Origin of the sequence: Larkinella sp. VNQ87 (assembly GCF_049445795.1) — a bacterium.
Taxonomy (GTDB): Bacteria; Bacteroidota; Bacteroidia; order Cytophagales; family Spirosomataceae; genus Larkinella.
Genome location: NZ_JBMSDT010000022.1, coordinates 20,977 through 37,817, shown reverse-complemented (window position 1 = coordinate 37,817; position 16,841 = coordinate 20,977). Strand labels below are relative to the sequence as shown.

Annotated in this window: 14 protein-coding genes; 11 read left to right on the top strand and 3 right to left on the bottom strand. The window is 51.9% G+C overall.

Going from position 1 to position 16,841, the window contains the following annotated elements:
• Positions 1-18 precede the first annotated feature (18 nt).
• From ACO2Q8_RS27775 to ACO2Q8_RS27765, 3 genes are all read left to right on the top strand, one after another.
• Complete coding sequence (locus tag ACO2Q8_RS27775; RefSeq protein WP_423348164.1) at positions 19-2,853, top strand: AsmA-like C-terminal region-containing protein; 2,835 nt, start codon at positions 19-21, stop codon at positions 2,851-2,853.
• A complete protein-coding gene (locus ACO2Q8_RS27770) occupies positions 2,850-3,962 on the top strand; it encodes a DUF4421 domain-containing protein (RefSeq protein WP_423348163.1) in 1,113 nt (370 codons plus the stop codon). Before ACO2Q8_RS27775 ends, ACO2Q8_RS27770 begins: the two co-directional genes overlap by 4 nt.
• A 106-nt stretch (positions 3,963-4,068) precedes the next feature.
• On the top strand, positions 4,069-5,733 hold the full coding sequence (locus ACO2Q8_RS27765; RefSeq protein ID WP_423348162.1) for a sodium/sugar symporter: 1,665 nt from the start codon (positions 4,069-4,071) through the stop codon (positions 5,731-5,733).
• A gap of 87 nt (positions 5,734-5,820) precedes the next feature.
• On the opposite strand, the gene ACO2Q8_RS27760 is transcribed toward ACO2Q8_RS27765, so the two are convergent.
• Entirely contained in the window at positions 5,821-6,555 is a 735-nt protein-coding gene (locus ACO2Q8_RS27760; protein ID WP_423348161.1) for a copper homeostasis protein CutC, read from the bottom strand.
• A 195-nt stretch (positions 6,556-6,750) separates the two neighbouring features.
• Between ACO2Q8_RS27760 and ACO2Q8_RS27755 the strand changes: the two genes are divergently transcribed.
• A complete protein-coding gene (locus tag ACO2Q8_RS27755) occupies positions 6,751-6,972 on the top strand; it encodes a DUF2795 domain-containing protein (RefSeq protein WP_009284883.1) in 222 nt (73 codons plus the stop codon).
• 101 nt (positions 6,973-7,073) lie between these two features.
• Here the strand turns inward: ACO2Q8_RS27755 and ACO2Q8_RS27750 are convergent, their stop codons facing one another.
• A complete protein-coding gene (locus tag ACO2Q8_RS27750; RefSeq protein ID WP_423348160.1) occupies positions 7,074-7,520 on the bottom strand; it encodes a beta-carotene hydroxylase in 447 nt (148 codons plus the stop codon).
• Between the two features lie 203 nt (positions 7,521-7,723).
• Between ACO2Q8_RS27750 and ACO2Q8_RS27745 the strand changes: the two genes are divergently transcribed.
• From ACO2Q8_RS27745 to ACO2Q8_RS27720, 6 genes are all read left to right on the top strand, one after another.
• Positions 7,724-8,368, top strand: coding sequence for a helix-turn-helix domain-containing protein (locus ACO2Q8_RS27745; protein ID WP_423348159.1), 645 nt, complete (start codon positions 7,724-7,726; stop codon positions 8,366-8,368).
• A gap of 278 nt (positions 8,369-8,646) precedes the next feature.
• Positions 8,647-10,401, top strand: coding sequence for a tetratricopeptide repeat protein (locus tag ACO2Q8_RS27740; RefSeq protein ID WP_423348158.1), 1,755 nt, complete (start codon positions 8,647-8,649; stop codon positions 10,399-10,401).
• Complete coding sequence (locus ACO2Q8_RS27735; protein ID WP_423348157.1) at positions 10,394-11,239, top strand: DUF4292 domain-containing protein; 846 nt, start codon at positions 10,394-10,396, stop codon at positions 11,237-11,239. Before ACO2Q8_RS27740 ends, ACO2Q8_RS27735 begins: the two co-directional genes overlap by 8 nt.
• Before the next feature lie 66 nt (positions 11,240-11,305).
• Positions 11,306-12,682, top strand: coding sequence for a murein hydrolase activator EnvC family protein (locus tag ACO2Q8_RS27730; RefSeq protein WP_423348156.1), 1,377 nt, complete (start codon positions 11,306-11,308; stop codon positions 12,680-12,682).
• Between the two features lie 128 nt (positions 12,683-12,810).
• Complete coding sequence (gene panB, locus ACO2Q8_RS27725; protein WP_423348155.1) at positions 12,811-13,629, top strand: 3-methyl-2-oxobutanoate hydroxymethyltransferase; 819 nt, start codon at positions 12,811-12,813, stop codon at positions 13,627-13,629.
• Positions 13,630-13,678: 49 nt separating this feature from the next.
• Positions 13,679-14,404: an RluA family pseudouridine synthase gene (locus ACO2Q8_RS27720; RefSeq protein WP_423348154.1), complete on the top strand. Its 726-nt coding sequence runs from the start codon at positions 13,679-13,681 to the stop codon at positions 14,402-14,404.
• 75 nt (positions 14,405-14,479) lie between these two features.
• Here the strand turns inward: ACO2Q8_RS27720 and ACO2Q8_RS27715 are convergent, their stop codons facing one another.
• Positions 14,480-14,641, bottom strand: a complete 162-nt coding sequence (locus tag ACO2Q8_RS27715; protein WP_423348153.1) for a hypothetical protein — start codon at positions 14,639-14,641, stop codon at positions 14,480-14,482.
• A gap of 258 nt (positions 14,642-14,899) precedes the next feature.
• Here ACO2Q8_RS27715 and mutL point away from each other — a divergent pair, with 258 nt between their 5' ends.
• Positions 14,900-16,831 carry a DNA mismatch repair endonuclease MutL gene (gene mutL / locus ACO2Q8_RS27710; protein WP_423348152.1) on the top strand — a complete coding sequence of 644 codons (1,932 nt, stop codon included), beginning with the start codon at positions 14,900-14,902 and terminating at the stop codon, positions 16,829-16,831.
• Positions 16,832-16,841: the final 10 nt, after the last annotated feature.

Below are 16,841 nucleotides of genomic sequence, written 5' to 3'. Positions count from 1 at the left end.
AATCGGTCGGTCAAGGCAATGGCGAGATTTGCTCACTGGATAAAATTAGGGCTGGTTGTAGCGGGGGTTTTGCTGCTGCTGGGCTTGCTGATTCCGCTCTTGCTGACCACGGTTTACAAAACCCGGGTCATTCAGGCCGTCCGGGAGGAATTTGCCAGCCATTCGGAGCAGCGCCTGGCCGATTTTGGCGTTAACTTCTCGCTGATCAGTCACTTCCCGAACCTGGCGGTTCAGCTTTCGAATATTTCTATTCACGACAACCGGGGACCTAATCCGATGGAAATCGTCGGGATCGATCAGGCTAATCTGGTCATTGGAACCGCCGATCTGTTTCGAGATAACCAGACGGTCCGGAAAATTTTTCTGAAAGGGGTTCGGTATCATCAACGGGTGGATTCGACCGGGCGAAAAACCGGGTTTGCCTGGAAAGGCGAAGGCCGCGCCGACACCAGCCACCAGCACTCCGTAGCGATTCCGGAAATTCGGATCGAGAACGCTAGTATATTGATCGAAAACCAATACAAAAAGAACGGTTTTGCGATGACGATCCGGGAAGCCGACCTGACCGGGCAGCTTCGTCAGTCGAAGCTGCACCTGCGCGGTCAGCTCGATGGTGCGGTCGACTATATTCAAAATCGAAATCTGAAGCTGTTTCAAACGCAGTGGTTTACGGCCGATGTGCAATATGTGTACGATCAATTGACGAAAACCGGCACCTTCAGCCGGAGCCGACTGCTGGTAAATGGGCTGCCGGTGAAACTGGCCGGAAGTCATCGAAAATTACCCGAAAAAACCGGCACGGAACTGAAATTGAACCTGAGCGGCACCCAACCGGCCCACGATTTTTTGAAGGCCATGCTACCGGATTCGCTCAAGCGTTACGCGGGTGATTCGGCGCTGAAAGGCGATGTCGTGTTTGATTTTAGAATGGAGGGCGTAACGAGCCCGACGGTTCGGCCCCACAACTGGATCGACTTCCGGCTTCAGGCCCAAAATTATCACTGGCCCAAAACGCCAGTGGTTTTTCAAACCGTGGCGGTGCGGGGCAATTGGAACAACGGCGACCGTAATTCCCGCGAAACCACGACACTGACGCTGGACCAGTTTCGGCTGCAATCCGGCGAAGACACCCTGACCGTGCGCGGCAAACTGAATAACCTTGTGTCGCCCGTGATCGATGCTACCATGCAGGGAAATCTGTCGCTGTTGCAACTGGCGCAGTTGATGAACTGGCCAGGCGATTCGCTGTACCGGGGCACGGCGGCCATTGATCTGGCCGTTCGGAGCCCGTTGCTGTTTTCGAATGTTCCCCAGCCCTCCCCCATCGAACCGTATTGGAAAGGCTCGCTGCGTATTAACGACGGGTGCTTGATTCTTCCAAAACCGTCGGGGCGCTGCACGGCCCTGAATGCTGATATTCAGTTTATTCCGGAAAATAATCAATTGAAAATTCGGGAAGTCGTCGGGAAACTGGACGGCCAGGCGTTCCGGATCAACGGCGACGTGACAAACTTGCTTCGGTATGTACTTGGGGCCAGCCAGACGACGTACCCGGTTCGGACGAAACTGGCTGCGCATTGGCAGGAACTCGATTTTTCGAAACCCAAGCCCTCCCAAAACCGCCCGGCTCCACCGGAAAAGCGACCGTCGGCGACGGATAGTTTGGTGGCCGGGCTGCTCTTTGGAACCGAATATTCGGCGGTGGTTCAGATTGACCGGATACGGCTGCCTTCGCAGGAGGACTTGAGTGATCTGTCGTTCCGGTTTCAGAAAAAGGGTGAGCAGGTCCGGGTTACGCAACTCCTCTGCCGGACAACGTTGGGCGGTAAAATCGCCGGGTTAGGGCATTTCCAACTGAATCAGGATGGTATTCAGGAGCCCTACGCGGCCTTGCAACTGTCGTATGAACGACTGAATCTGCAACGGCTGGTAAGTCTGCTGGCCGGTTTGAACAGCATGCAGGCTACGTATAATCGACCGACTTCCCGGAAGCAGAAAACCGGTCTGAGCGACTACCGGTTCGATGTGGAGGTGAAGGCCCACAAACTGGATTACCAAACCCTGCGCGGTAACGATTTTGGTCTGAAAACCGTGATTCGGGATCAGACTGCCCGGCTGGAACGACTGACTATGAATGCTTTTGGGGGCCGGTTGGGGGCGCATGGCGTCATGACGCTGGGTGATCCGGACGGTTTTCCGGCCCGACTCAACCTGACGCTTCAGCGAATGGATCTGTACCAGCTTTTCCGGGCCGCCGAAGAGATGAACATCGATGTGCTGAAAAGCGAAAACATTCGGGGCCGGGTCGATTGTTCGATGATGGTACGGACAGAGCTCAACAATGACTTTCTGCCGGACATCAAAAAAGTAACCGCCTACAGCAAGGCGTCCATCCGGGAAATGGAACTGATTGAAGTGCAGCCCATTCAGCAGGCCCTCCGGTTTTTGCCCAAGTCCAAAACCAGCCATATTTACTTTGAAGATGTCGACGCCCGGTTTTTACTGCACAACAACCGGATTCTGATGCCGGATCTGAATCTATCCAGTAATCTTTCCTATCTTCACCTGAACGGCGATTACACGCTGAACGAAAAAGCCGCTTTTCTGGTCGAAATCAGTCTGACGGATTTACTGTTTGGCAATAACAAACGACGGATCCGGCAAATTCAGGAAGCGGATTCAACCCGGATGACTGGCGGGCTGAAAAATCATCTTTTGTTACATCGTGATCTGGGAAAATACCGCATGAAATTATTCGGTCGGAGAGACTTTGAAGCACACAAAGAGTCGCTGCATTCGGAATGGCGGGCAGAATTGAGTCGGCAGCGGATCGACACCACGTTCGTTCGATGAAACAACTGCTTAGAACAGGCTGTGGGCTGGTCGGCTCCCGAAAACCGGTGTTTTGGGTCTGGCCACTTATCATCACGCTAGGGATCGGGTTGTGTGCCGGTAGCAAGTCAAAAGCGCAGGTCCGGACCCGTATTCGGCCCGAAGTGGATACAACGTACATCCGGATGTTTCCGGGAAAACTCACAGGCCGGACCTTCCTTTCCCAGAAATACACCTCTTTTTTTCTGACAACACCAGCCGCCAATAGCCCTTTTCTGCGCTACCGACCCAACGCAGCGCTTGATTTTGGTATTGGCGGAACGCTCAACGCCCTGACGCTGAACCTGGCTTCCGGCCTTTCGTTTCTGAACAATCCCGCAAAAGGCAAAACCCGCGATATTGACCTGCAAAGCCATGTGTACATGCGCAAATGGGTGCTCGATGGCTTCGGGCAATTTTATACCGGCTACTACCTGGCTCCCCGTGGAAACGGTCTCGACGACCCCGGCCGGTTTTACCTGCGCCCGGATTTGCGGGTCAACCTGGTGGGGGGGGGTATTCGGCGGGTGTTTAATTTCCGGCGGTTTTCGTTCCGGTCAGCCTGGGTGCAAAACGAGTGGCAGAAGCGCTCGGCAGGAACGTGGCTGGCCGGTTTTCAACTCTATTACGGCGTAGTACGGGGCGACAGTGTCTTTGTGCCGGGCCTGCTTCGGGCTGATTTTCCGGTTGAAGCCGTCCAGCGCCTGAGGCTGCTGAAATTTGGCCCCGGCCTGGGCTACGCCTACACGTACGTATACCGGCAGCACTGGTTTGCCACGGGTTCGCTGACCACGAATCTGAACATTACTTTCAGCAAGGAAAATTTCGAAACAGGCTATTTACCCCATAGCAACGTCCGGCCGGATTTAATGTTCAGGGTTGTGGCTGGCTACAACAGCAATCAGTGGTGTGTTACCCTCGGCTGGGTTAACGGTGCGGTTTCGGTTATGAGTCCGATTTACCAGTACACGATTCATACGGGGAATTACCGGTTTACGGTGGCCCGGCGATTTCGGGTAAGCCCGCGAATTCAGAAAGCCGTTCCGGAGCAGATTAAAATTGAACTGGGAAACGGTATTTTGCCTAAATAATAATGAAATTCCAAGTCATCCGAACGGCAGAAAATGTCCTCTAAATCGTTATCTTTCGAGCCAAAATAATCCTACGCTCGTATTGTATCCTTTTTAAGCCGTTGTCATGCAAAAATTACAGACTATCGACTACGTTGTTTTCTTCATTTATTTCATTATCGTCGCGGGCTACGGCTACTGGATTTACCAACGAAAAAAGACCAAAGAAGCATCCTCCACCGAGTTTTTTCTGGCCGAAGGGTCACTAACCTGGTGGGCCATCGGTGCCTCGCTGATTGCCTCGAACATCTCCGCCGAGCAGTTCATCGGCGCGTCGGGCGACGGTTTTGCGATGGGACTGGCGATTGCCACCTACGAATGGATGGCGGCTGCCACGCTGATCGTGGTGGCGGTTTTCTTCATGCCGATTTACCTGAAAAACCGCATCTTCACGATGCCGCAGTTTCTGACGCAACGGTACAACAACACGGTGGCCATGATTATGGCCATTTTCTGGCTGTTTCTGTACGTGTTGGTCAACCTGACCTCCATTTTGTTCCTGGGGGCATTGGCGGTTTCGACCATCTCGGGCCTGAACTTCACGGTTTGTATGCTCGGGCTGGCGGTTTTTGCGGTGATCATTACCCTGGGCGGGATGAAAGTAATCGGGTATACGGACGTGATTCAGGTGTTCTTCCTCATCCTCGGCGGGCTGGCGACCACCTATCTGGCCATCAACCTGGTTTCGTCGGAAAATGGCACAACCGGTATTCTGAACGGTTTCAACCGAATGCTGACCCAATCGGAAGACCACTTTCACATGATTTTCCCGAAAGGGCACCCACATTATGCGTCACTACCCGGCCTGACGGTGCTGATTGGCGGGATGTGGATTGTGAACCTGAACTACTGGGGTTGTAATCAGTACATTACGCAGCGCGCGCTCGGTGCCGACCTGAAAACCGCCCGGGAAGGAATCCTGTTTGCGGCCTTCCTGAAACTCCTGATGCCGGTTATTGTGGTATTGCCTGGTATTGCGGCTTACACGCTGTACCAAAACGGCCTGTTTCAGCAGGAAATGCTCGATGCAACCGGCGAAGTGAACAAGGACCACGCCTACCCGGTTTTGCTCAACCTGCTGCCTGCCGGGTTGAAAGGTTTGTCGTTTGCGGCTCTGACGGCCGCGGTTGTGGCTTCTTTAGCCGGGAAAGCCAACTCCATTTCCACTATTTTTACGCTCGATATTTTCAAAAAATACATTGCGCCCAACGCTACCGAACAACGCCTGGTGCGGGTAGGCCGGGTGACGATCTGGGTGTCGATGCTGATGGCGATTCTGGTATCGCCTTTTATGGGCATCGACAAAAAAGGCGGTTTTCAGTTCATTCAGGAAATGACCGGGCTGGTGTCGCCGGGCGTGTTTGCCGCGTTCATCATGGGCTTTTTCTGGAAGAAGACGAACTCTAACGGAGCCCTGTTCGCGATTGTGGGCGGTTTTCTGCTCTCACTGTTCTTCAAATATGTATTGCCGGATCTGGTTGACCTGAGCTTCCTGGCTCCGCTGGGTTTCGCCGTGCCGAACCCGGACGGCGTGTACACGATTCCGTTCCTCGATACGATGGGCTTTGTGTTCCTGATCTGCGTGGCCGTGATGATTGTGTTGGGGCTGCAAAAACCGAGCAACAAAGGCCTCGCCATCGACGCCAGCATGTTCAAAACGACGACCGGTTTTACGCTCGGCGCGATCGTGATCATTGCCGTGATTACGTTCCTGTACGCGTATTTCTGGTAAGAAGAGCTATTACACAAGGTTTATCAGAGGACATCAGAGTTGATCAGAGAAGACTTTGATGTCCTCTGATAAACTCTGTGTAACAATTTATCGGTGAATAGCGATCTGTACTACCGCCCGTACCGTGGTGCTGCTGGTGCTGAGCCATTCGTATTCGCCCAGGGCTACCGATGCCATCGGCACGTCGGGGTTGCGGAAGATCATGCCGCTTTCCATCACCTGCTTGCCCGTCAAGTGCAGGGCATCGACGCCCGTTGCCGCCAAAAGACCGGCATTCGTTGCCGTGACGCCCGCGCCCGCCATGATTTCGATTCGCCCGGCGGCCTGTTCAACCAATCGTTTCAACAACGGAATACCGGTTTCGGCGCTGGCCTGCTGGCCGGAGGTGAGGATGCGTTTGGCTCCCGTCCGAATGACGGCTTCCAGGGCTTCCAGTGGATCGCGCGTGAGGTCGAAGGCCCGGTGAAACGTAACCGGCAGCGGATGGGCGAGTTGAACCAGTTCGGCAGTTTGGGCTTCATCGACGGTGCCATCGGAATTCAGCAGGCCAAAGACTACGCCGTCGGCACCGGCCTGTTTGGCGGTTTCGATGTCCCGGCGCATAACAGCCAATTCGGTTGTATTGTAGAGAAAATCGCCACCCCGGGGACGGATCATGACATACAGCGAAATCGTGAGCGCCTGCCGGGCCAGTTCGATCAGGCCATAACTGGGAGTTGTACCGCCCTCCCCTGCCCCACCGCACAACTCAATGCGCGTCGCACCATTGGTCTGGGCAATCTGACAGGATTCGAGCGAAAAGGCACAAATTTCAACGTCCATTTCTTCGAAAATTTTAATCAAAAGGCAAACTTACGGAAGCCGGATAAACATTTTCAATGATGGCTCGGTTATTTGGCCTAAACACCCTTCTGAACGATCCTGAAAGAATTTTCAGGGAGATGTATAGGATATTTATATTTTTTTACTTTTGCACAATTTACGACAATAACTTGTCATTTTTTAGCTGCAACGCCTATGTATTGGACACTCGAATTGGCATCTTACCTGGAAGATGCCCCCTGGCCGGCTACCAAAGATGAATTGATCGACTATTCGATCCGCTCTGGCGCTCCTTTAGAAGTGGTTGAAAATCTGCAGGAGTTGGAAGATGACGGTCAGCCCTACGAGAGTATCGAGGAAATATGGCCTGATTACCCAACCAAAGACGATTTTTTCTTCAACGAAGACGAGTACTAGCCGGTCTGACCGCTAAGTTGACCCATAAAGCGACAGTGGCGCGGATAGAATCCACGCGGTTGTATCTTTATGGGTTTTGCTGTTTGATGCCCGCGAATCAATTACTTGTTTGGCTCGTATTTCTTCGGAGCATACAAAAAGCCGAACGCTTCGGCTCCGGCTCGCTTATGCACCCGGTGGTGGACATAGTGCGCCCGGATGATGCGGTTCAGATACCGGTTGTTGGTCTTAAATTTGATCCTGATCCGGCGGTGAACGATAATATCGTGAAAAATGAAGTAAAAAATGCCGTAGAGCGTCACCCCGATGCTGATGGGGGCCAAAAACCAAAGCGCATCGACTTCAAACCCGACTACCACAAGCCCAACGGCGAACACACTGAATAGGACGCTAAACAAGTCGTTTCGCTCCAGAAAACCGTCATGGTGATTGTGGTGCGAATGGTGCCAGCGCCACATGAAACCGTGCATGATATACTTGTGCGTCCACCAAGCAACGCCTTCCATGACTACAAACGTAACCAGTGCAATGACAACGTTTAACAGCATTTTTTCGTTAATTAGTTGGGTACGAACAAAACGGTAAACCATCGTATCGGCGAATCGATCGATACGAAGAAACCGACACGAAAATAACGGTTTTCCCGGTAAAATAGTTGGGAAAACCCTTGGTTCGTATGGATTGAAACGGTTATATTTAAAAGCAAGGGAAGGGTGGCGACCTTTCTGACACCTACATAGCCGACTGACGGATGGACTACAGGGCGCTCAAGGAACTGGTTCGACAGGGTGAGGGAACGCATCTTGAATTCAAATTAAAGTCCAATCACCCCGAACGGATCATTCGCGAAATCGTCGCGTTTGCCAACACAGAGGGCGGGAAGTTGCTGATTGGCATCGGTGACGACAAAAGTATTCAGGGACTGAAACACGTCGATGAAGATGAATACCTGCTGGAACGCGCCATCGAACGGTATTGCACACCGACCATCGACTACACCATGGAACGCGTGCCCCTTGCCAACGAGCGAGATGTACTGGTAATCACCGTACCGGAAAGCGACCGAAAACCGCATTACGTCGACGATCCCATCAATGATTTTCGGCGGGCCTACATTCGGGTCGAAGACAAGGCCGTTCAGGCCAGTAAAGAGGTTCGGGAGATCCTGAAAGGCGAAGCGGCCGAGCGGAATATCCGGTTTACGTACGGCGACAAAGAACGGGCGTTGATGCAGCACCTAGCTCATAACCAGAGTATTACCGTTGATTTGTTTGCCAATATTGCGCAGATTCCCCGCAAAATGGCTTCCCGAACGCTGGTACTACTTGTGCTGGCCAATGTCTTGCAGGTGCATCCGGATGAAGTAAATGACCGGTTTTCAACCCGGCCGGGGTGAAGAAATGTCAATGAATAATGAATAGCGAATATTGAATAACGAATGTTGAAACGGCTTTGCTTACTTCGCTATTCGTTGTTCAGTATTCATTATTCGCCATTTCGTTTCCTATTGTCTCCTTCTTCAATCGGATGGCTAATCCGATGTTTTCCACTACCTTTGTATATTGTGACCAACGGTAGCCTTCGGCTGCAATAGAGACTGTACCCTACGCGTTTGAACAGAAGGAACGCGGACAGATGGTCACAAATTCGATTCATTTTAACATGGATGCACAAATGCACGAGCTGGTAAAACCCACTTGGCGAAAATGGCTGGTGGCTGTTATGGGTTGCCTGATGGTGTGGTTGATCACCCCCGCTCAGGCACAGCGTAAAGGCAGGGAAAAAGAGCAAAAACCGACCGAAGGGGTACGGGGCGTCGAAGAGTCGCTGTTTACTGAGGGAATGAAATTTATGATGATGGACGAGCCCGCCAAAGCCGTATCTCAGTTCCAGAAAGTCATTCAGTTGCATCCCGAAAATCCGGCCGCGCACTATGCAGTCGCTCAGGCGCTGATGAAGCAGAACAAGGCCGATGAAGCGCTGCCATTTGCGCAGAAAGCCGTTCAACTCGATAACGGCACGAATAAATATTATATACTGCAACTTGCGGAATTGCTGGTCAAGCAAAAACGCTACGCCGATGCCGAGAATCTTTACGAAGAACTGATCAAGAAAAGCCCCGAAAATATCGAGTACGGGGTCGAACTGGCGGCTATTTATCTGTTCGACGATAAGCCCGACAAGGCGCTTGCCATGTACGACCAGGTGGAGAAAGCGACGGGGATGAACGAGGAAATTATCCGTCAAAAGCAGCGGATTTATCTGAAACAGAATAAAGTTGACAAAGCCATTCAGGAAGCTGAGAAACTAGCCGCATCAGAACCGGGCGAAACCGACTACCTGCTCGAAGGGGCCGAGTTGCTCATTGCCAACGACCGCAACGACCAGGCTGTCGACTGGCTCCAGCGGGCGCTGAAAGTCAATTCGGACCTGCCACAGGCTCACGTCATGCTGGCCGATATTTACCGCAAACAGGGTAATCTGGAAAAATGCAGTCAGGAATTGGATAAGGTGTTTTCCAACCCCAATTTGGAAGCTGATCTCAAAGCGCGGATTTTATCGAGTTACATCAAAGTAGGCGGTGAAAATGAAACGGCGAGACAAAGTGCGCTCAAACTCGCCAAAGAACTGGCGACGGCCCATCCCCGCGATGCCCGTTCGCTGGCTATTTATGCCGATTTGCTCGTCCAGCAGGGCCAGAAAGCCGAAGCCCGTGACTACTACGTGAAAGCCGCCCGGCTGGATAAGGCAACCTACGAAATGTGGGGCGCTATCCTGCAACTCGACGGTGAACTGAATCAAATTGATAGCATGCTGGTCCATTCGGAGCAGGCGCTTGAAGTGTTTCCAAATCAGGGTGTCATCTGGGCCTTCAACGGGTCGGCTAATTATTTCAAGAAACGCTACAAAGAAGCTGTCGAAGCCTACGAGGAAAGCCGCCGATTATCAGCCGCCAACGCTGAATTGATGAAGAGTGTTACGGCGCAACTGGGTGATGTTTACAACGGCATGGGCGAGCACCAGAAATCGGATGAAGCGTATGAAGAAGTGCTGAAAATCGATCCCGACAACGACCATGTGCTTAACAATTACAGTTATTTCCTGTCGCTGCGGAAAGAAAAACTGCCGTTGGCCCTACAAATGGCCGAGCGTCTGGTCGAGAAAAATCAGAACAACGCGACTTATCTTGATACCTATGCCTGGGTGTTATACGTCATGAAAGACTACGCCAAAGCCCGGTTGTATCTGGAGAAAGCCATTCAGGCCGATAAGAACGTGAGCGGCACCATTATCGAACATTACGGCGATGTGTTGTACCAGCTTGGCGAACGTGACAAAGCCGTTGAGCAGTGGAAAAAAGCAAAACAGAAAGGCGAAACGACCGAACGGTTGGACAGGAAAATAGCCACCGGAAAAATTTATGAGTAAATACTTTCTTGGATGGGTGTGCATCGTTGTGCTGCTCACATCCGAAGGATGTGGTCGGCGGAAAATGTTTCGCAATGCGCCCCCTCCTCCTGTGCGGTCCGATACCGTCTCCGTACAGCCATCTGTCCGTCCGGACAGTGTTGCGGCAGCGCCGATGCCCTCCGTTGATCCCAATGCAACCGTTGATCAGGTGGATTTTGCGTACCTGACCGCCAAATCAAAAGTCTCGTTCAAAAGTAAAGAACAGGATATCAACAATGCCAATGTGAACCTTCGTATTGATAAAGACAGCCTGATCTGGTTGTCGGTTTCGGGCGTGGGCGTGGAGGTGGCCCGGGCGTTGATTACCCAGGATTCGGTCGTGATCATGGATCGTATTCACCGGGAATATTCGGTTTATGATTATGCTTCCTTAAGCCAGCGGTTTAATTTTAACCTGAATTTCGGGTTGATCCAGTCCTTACTGATCGGCAATCTACCCTTGCCGCAGGAACCGGCACAGCGCGTCAAAAACGAAAAAGACTTTCTGCTGCTACGGCAACAGGAAGGCAAGGTGTTGATCGACAATTACATTGGGGAAGAAAACCGGAAGCTGAAAAAGCTGCTGGTGGTCGAGCAGCCAACCAAGAATTCATTGACGCTTGACTACGAGGATTTTACAGTTTTGAACAATTTTCTATTTCCATATACCAGTCTGGTAACGGTCGATTACAAATCCAAAAACGACGGGCAACCGTACCAGACCGTCTTGCGAATCCGGCACAATAAAGTAGAGCTTACCGATAAAAATCCGGGCTTTCCGTTCAGCATTCCGCCGAAGTACCAGCGGAGACCGTGACAGACCGGCAACAGGCTTATGATGTATAGAGTGGATTGGGTTACCGATTGGCGAGCATTGATCACCTTGCTAACTCTGAGTTGGTTAGTGGGGGGGCAGGCAATGGCTCAACAACGGAGTCGTCAGCAGTTGGAAAAGGAAAAAAGGCAAAACATTGAGAAGGTATCGCAGATTCGGACCATTCTGAAAAAAACGTCTTCACAGAAACAGGCGACACTGGGCCAGTTGAAAGCGCTGAACCAGGAGATTGCCGTTCAATCGAAGCAAATTAATCTTCTTCAGGAGGACGTCCGGCTGATGACGAGCGAAATCCAGGAGCTGCGCCGGACCTCCAACCAGTTGCAGAAAGACCTCGAAAAACTCAAGAAAGAATACGGCGAGATGGTCTACTCGGCCGACAAGCGTCGCCAGCAGGTCAATCCGCTCGGGTTTTTGTTTTCGGCCGAGAGCTTCAATCAGTTGGTTGCGCGGTATAAGTACCTCCAGCAATACGCCGAAGCCCGGAAAGGTCAGGTGCGGCAGATTGAAAAAATTCGGGGGGAAATGCTCGTTAAACAACAGGCTGTCGAGCAGAAGAAGAAACAACAACAGGGAACGCTGGCCGTTCAGGTGAACGAATCGAAGCGGCTGGAAGGGCTGAAAGAAGAGAAAAACCGGGTTGCGCAGGAGTTGAGCGCCAAAGAACAGGAACTGCGTACCGAACTGGCCGAAAGTCGCAAGGCCGTCAATCGCCTGGAATCGGCAATTACGGAAATGATTCGGCGCGAAATCCGGGAGCGTCAGGAACGGGAACGGCTGGCTCGTCTGGCGCGTGAAAAAGCCGAGCGTGAGCGGATTGCCCGCGAAAGAGCCGCGGCAGCAGCCGCTGCGAAAGCCGAAAAAGCGAATGCCGACGAAGCGGAAACCGGAAAAGCCGAGGTTGCCGAAGCCAAACCCTCGGAAGCCACGGAAACCGCTGCCGAACGGGTGGCCGCCCGCAAACCCGACGAGCGCCGGAATACCCTGCTGAACGACGAAGAAGCGGCTCTGGCGTCGTCATTTGCCGCTTCGCGCAATCGGTTACCCTGGCCCGTCTCCCGAGGCTTTATTTCCGACCACTACGGTGTAAAACCGCATCCGGTTTTGAAAGGCGTGATGCAGGATAATCCGGGAATTGACATTCAGACCAACCCCGGTGAAGTCGTCCGGGCGGTTTACGATGGCGTCGTGCAGTATACCACCTACGTGACCGGAATGCACAACATCGTGGCGGTTCAACACGGTGATTATTACACCGTTTATGCCAAATTGAAAAGCGTTTCGGTGCAGGTGGGCCAGCGCCTGAAGGCCCGCGAACCGATTGGGGTCGTGGCTACCGACAAAGACGGGGTTGCCGAGGTTCAGTTTCAGGTCTGGAAAAGCACCAGCCGTCTGAATCCCGAGTCGTGGCTCATGGATCGCTGATTTCCGCCCGCACCGAAAACCGCCTTTGGCAGACAGAATCATTTTGACCGCATCTTGGTTGTTTGCATACAACGAACGGTTCAGAACCGGCCCATCCTCTCACGATCGCTTAAACGGTTTTAGAAAGCATGTCTGTACATAATCCCGACATCAAACGAGTTACGACCCACGTTATTCAGGAACTGAAAAACAAAGGCGAAAAAATTTCTGCGCTGACGGCTTACGATTATTCGCTGGCCCGTCTGGTCGATATGGCCGGTGTCGAACTGATTCTGGTGGGTGATTCGGCCTCGAACGTGATGGCGGGGCACGAAACCACCCTGCCGATTACGCTCGACCAGATGATTTATCACGCAACATCGGTGGTACGGGCCGTTAAACGGGCGCTGGTCGTGGTCGATCTGCCGTTCGGGTCGTATCAGGGTAATTCGTCGGAAGCCCTGCGGTCGGCCATCCGAATCATGAAAGAATCGGGGGCCCATGCCGTCAAAATGGAAGGTGGTCTGGAGGTGCGGGAGTCGATCATCCGGGTGCTGAGTGCGGGTGTTCCGGTCATGGGGCACCTGGGCCTGACGCCCCAGTCGATTTACAAATTTGGCACTTACGCCGTTCGGGCTAAAGAAGAAACCGAAGCGCAGAAGTTGCTGGAAGACGCCAAAATGCTGGAAGACATTGGCTGCTTTGCCGTTGTGCTGGAAAAAATACCGGCGGTTCTGACAAAGCAAGTTTCGCAAAGCCTGACGATTCCAACCATCGGAATTGGGGCCGGGCCAGATGCCGACGGACAAATTCTGGTCTTACACGATTTGTTGGGAATCAATAAAGAATTCAAACCGCGTTTTCTGCGCCGGTATGCCGATCTACATGGTATCATCACCCAGGCCATTGGCCACTATGTCGATGATGTCAAGGATCTGGCTTTCCCAACGCAGGAAGAAGCCTACTGAGGGCGTTCGGTTGATGCAAAAGGCGGGCTGATGAACCCGTACCAGAAGAATGAAACAGAAATATGTCGTTGTCTACGAAGACAACCATTTAATTATAGTCAACAAAGAACCGGGCGTGCTGGTGCAGGCGGATAAAACACGTGATGTGCCGTTGCTTGATCTGGTGAAAGACTATATCAAGCGGAAATACGAAAAACCGGGTGATGTATTCCTGGGAACCGTCCACCGGCTCGACCGTCCGGTGAGTGGGCTGGTCGTATTTGCCCGTACTTCAAAGGCGCTGGACCGGATGAACGAAATTTTCCGGAAGCGGCAGGTTCAGAAAACCTACTGGGCCGTAGTGGCCCGCAAGCCGAAGGAAGAAAAAGGCCGGTTGATCCATTATTTGCTCAAGGATGAAGCAACCAATACTGTCAAAGCGTACGAGTACGAAGTGCCCGGTTCGCAAAAAGCGGAGCTAACGTACCGGTTGCTGGGGAAAGTCAACGACCATTATTTACTGGAAGTCAATCCGATCACAGGCCGGCCGCACCAAATCCGGGTGCAACTGGCGAGCATGGGTTGTCCGATTCGGGGCGACATCAAATACGGTTTTCCGCGGCCTAACCAGGACAGCAGCATTAACCTGCACGCCCGGCGGCTGTATTTCATCCACCCGGTCAAAAAAGAACCGTTGATCTGCAAAGCGGGTGTTCCCAACAATCCCTTTTGGGAAGAATTCCTGGACCTTGATCCGGAAGACTACAAAGATAAAAATCTGGATTTTATTTATTGAAGCAGGACAGCAGTGAGAGTTAACGCAGCATTAGATGGCAATTTGTAATTACCCAATAATCAGACAAACCGAGTCTCATTCAACGGAAGAAGACGCCAGGTCAGCCCAGATTTGGTTGATAACACGCTCCGCCATTTGAACCGCGCCCTGAACGGCTCCGAATACCATGCAAAGGGGGAGAATAATGGGAAAGAAAACCACCCAATGCAAAATCATGTTCCATTTGACCTTCTTCATCTCGGTATTAGGGTAAAATATGGATAACTTCTACTGATTCAAGGCATTTGGCACCAAAAGTGACCATTATTATTATAAAGAGAAAACGAGCGAATATCTCCTTATATTTAAAGTTACTCTTGAATTATTTCAATAACAAACAATTGATTAAAAAGATTTACAAAATTAGCCAGACTGTTCCATTTGCTTTTTCTATTGTTGCGAAAAAAGCGTAATTTGTTAGACTGGTACAGCTTAAAATTATTAGATAAATACAAAATGTTGAATATTATTCAACTATTACCAGATTCAATCGCTAACCAGATCGCGGCCGGAGAGGTGGTGCAACGACCGGCCTCGGTGGTCAAGGAATTACTGGAAAACTCGATTGATGCTAGAGCAAAAACCGTACAAATTATTATACGGGAAGCCGGTAAATCGTTGATTCAGATCATAGATGATGGTGCTGGCATGTCGGAAACCGACGCCCGGATGAGCTTTGAGCGCCATGCAACGTCTAAAATCCGATCGTCGGATGATTTGTTTCGCATCCGGACGATGGGTTTTCGGGGCGAAGCACTGGCCTCCATTGCGGCCGTAGCTCAGGTCGAGCTACGTACCCGCCGGTCGGATGCTGCTTCGGGAACCGATGAACTCGGCACCTTAATCCGAATTGAGGGCTCTGAGTTGAAAACCCAGGAGTCGGTTTCGTGCCTGCCCGGAACGAATATACTCGTCAAAAATTTGTTCTTTAACGTTCCGGCCCGGCGAAATTTTTTGAAATCGAATTCGGTCGAAATGCGGCATATTCTGGATGAATTCCAGCGGGTTGCCCTCGCCCATCCGGATGTTGCGTTTTCATTGTATCACAACGACTCGGAAGTATATAACCTCCAGGCCGGGAAACTGAGTCGCCGGATTGTCGATCTTTTTGGCAAACAATACCGCGAACAACTGGCTTTTTGTGAAGAAGAAACGCCGTATGTCAATGTGCGCGGCTACATTGGCAAGCCTGAATTTGCCCGCAAAACGCGCGGGGAGCAGTTTTTTTTCGTCAACACGCGATTTGTCAAGCACAATTACCTGCACCACGCCGTCGTCGGGGCTTACGAAGGGACTATTCAGGACGGTTTTCACCCATTTTATGTGCTGTTCATCGAGATCGATCCTTCGCACATCGATATCAATATTCACCCCACCAAAACCGAAATCAAGTTTGACGATGAGCGTTCGGTGTATGCCATCGTGATGGCGGCAGTTCGGAAAGCCGTGGGGGTCTACAACCTGACGCCGTCGCTCGATTTTGATTCCAATGTGAATTTTCTGCCGGTGACCCCGGCCCCCCGCCGTACGTCAGAAGAACAGACAACTGAACGGGTGCCTGAAAACCGGAGCCGGTCTTCCGTGCGTTCTATGAACCCAGGCTGGTCGACCGAAACCGTCGAACCCAAGGCACCTATTCCGTTTGATTTTCCCAGAAAGTCGGCTGCCAATTGGCAAGCCCTGTTTGAAGGACTTGACACGCCCGAAAAACCGCCTGTTACTTTATTTGATCGGGAAGAAGCAACCGATAGCCCCGAAACGGAATCCGTAACTTTGGAAAGCCGGGTGAATAAACTGAAAACATCGGCGGTGGCCTGGGAAGGAAACGGCCCGGTTATTCAGGTACAAAACCGGTTTTTGCTGACGACAGTTCAGGCCGGGGTCCTGGTCATCGATCAGCGACGGGCTTACGAACGGATTCTGTACGATCAATACCAGACCGCCCTGACGAAGCGGAATGGCGTATCCCAGCAGTTACTGTTTCCAAAAACCGTTACGGTGATGCCCGTGGATTACAACCTGGCGCTCGAATTGCGGGAGGATCTGACGAGCCTGGGTTTTTTGTTCGACGAAATCGGCCAGAATGCTTTTCTGATCCGGGGTGTTCCGGCCTTGTCAGTAGGCGAAAACGAGGAGGAACTGTTTGCCAATCTGTTGGCTCAGCTTCGGGAAGATACAGGGCGACTGAAGCTGGAGCGGGCTGAAGTGCTGGCCCGGTCGCTGGCCCGGCGTTCGGCCTCCCGGCAGCAGAAACAACTGACCGAACCCGAGCAACGGGCTTTGGTCGAACAGGTCCTGGCCTCGTCAAATGCGTCTTATACTCCCAGCGGTGAACCGATTATGACGGTATTGACGTTGGATAAGTTAGCAGGCTTGTTTCGGTCCTGAATAGTTACTA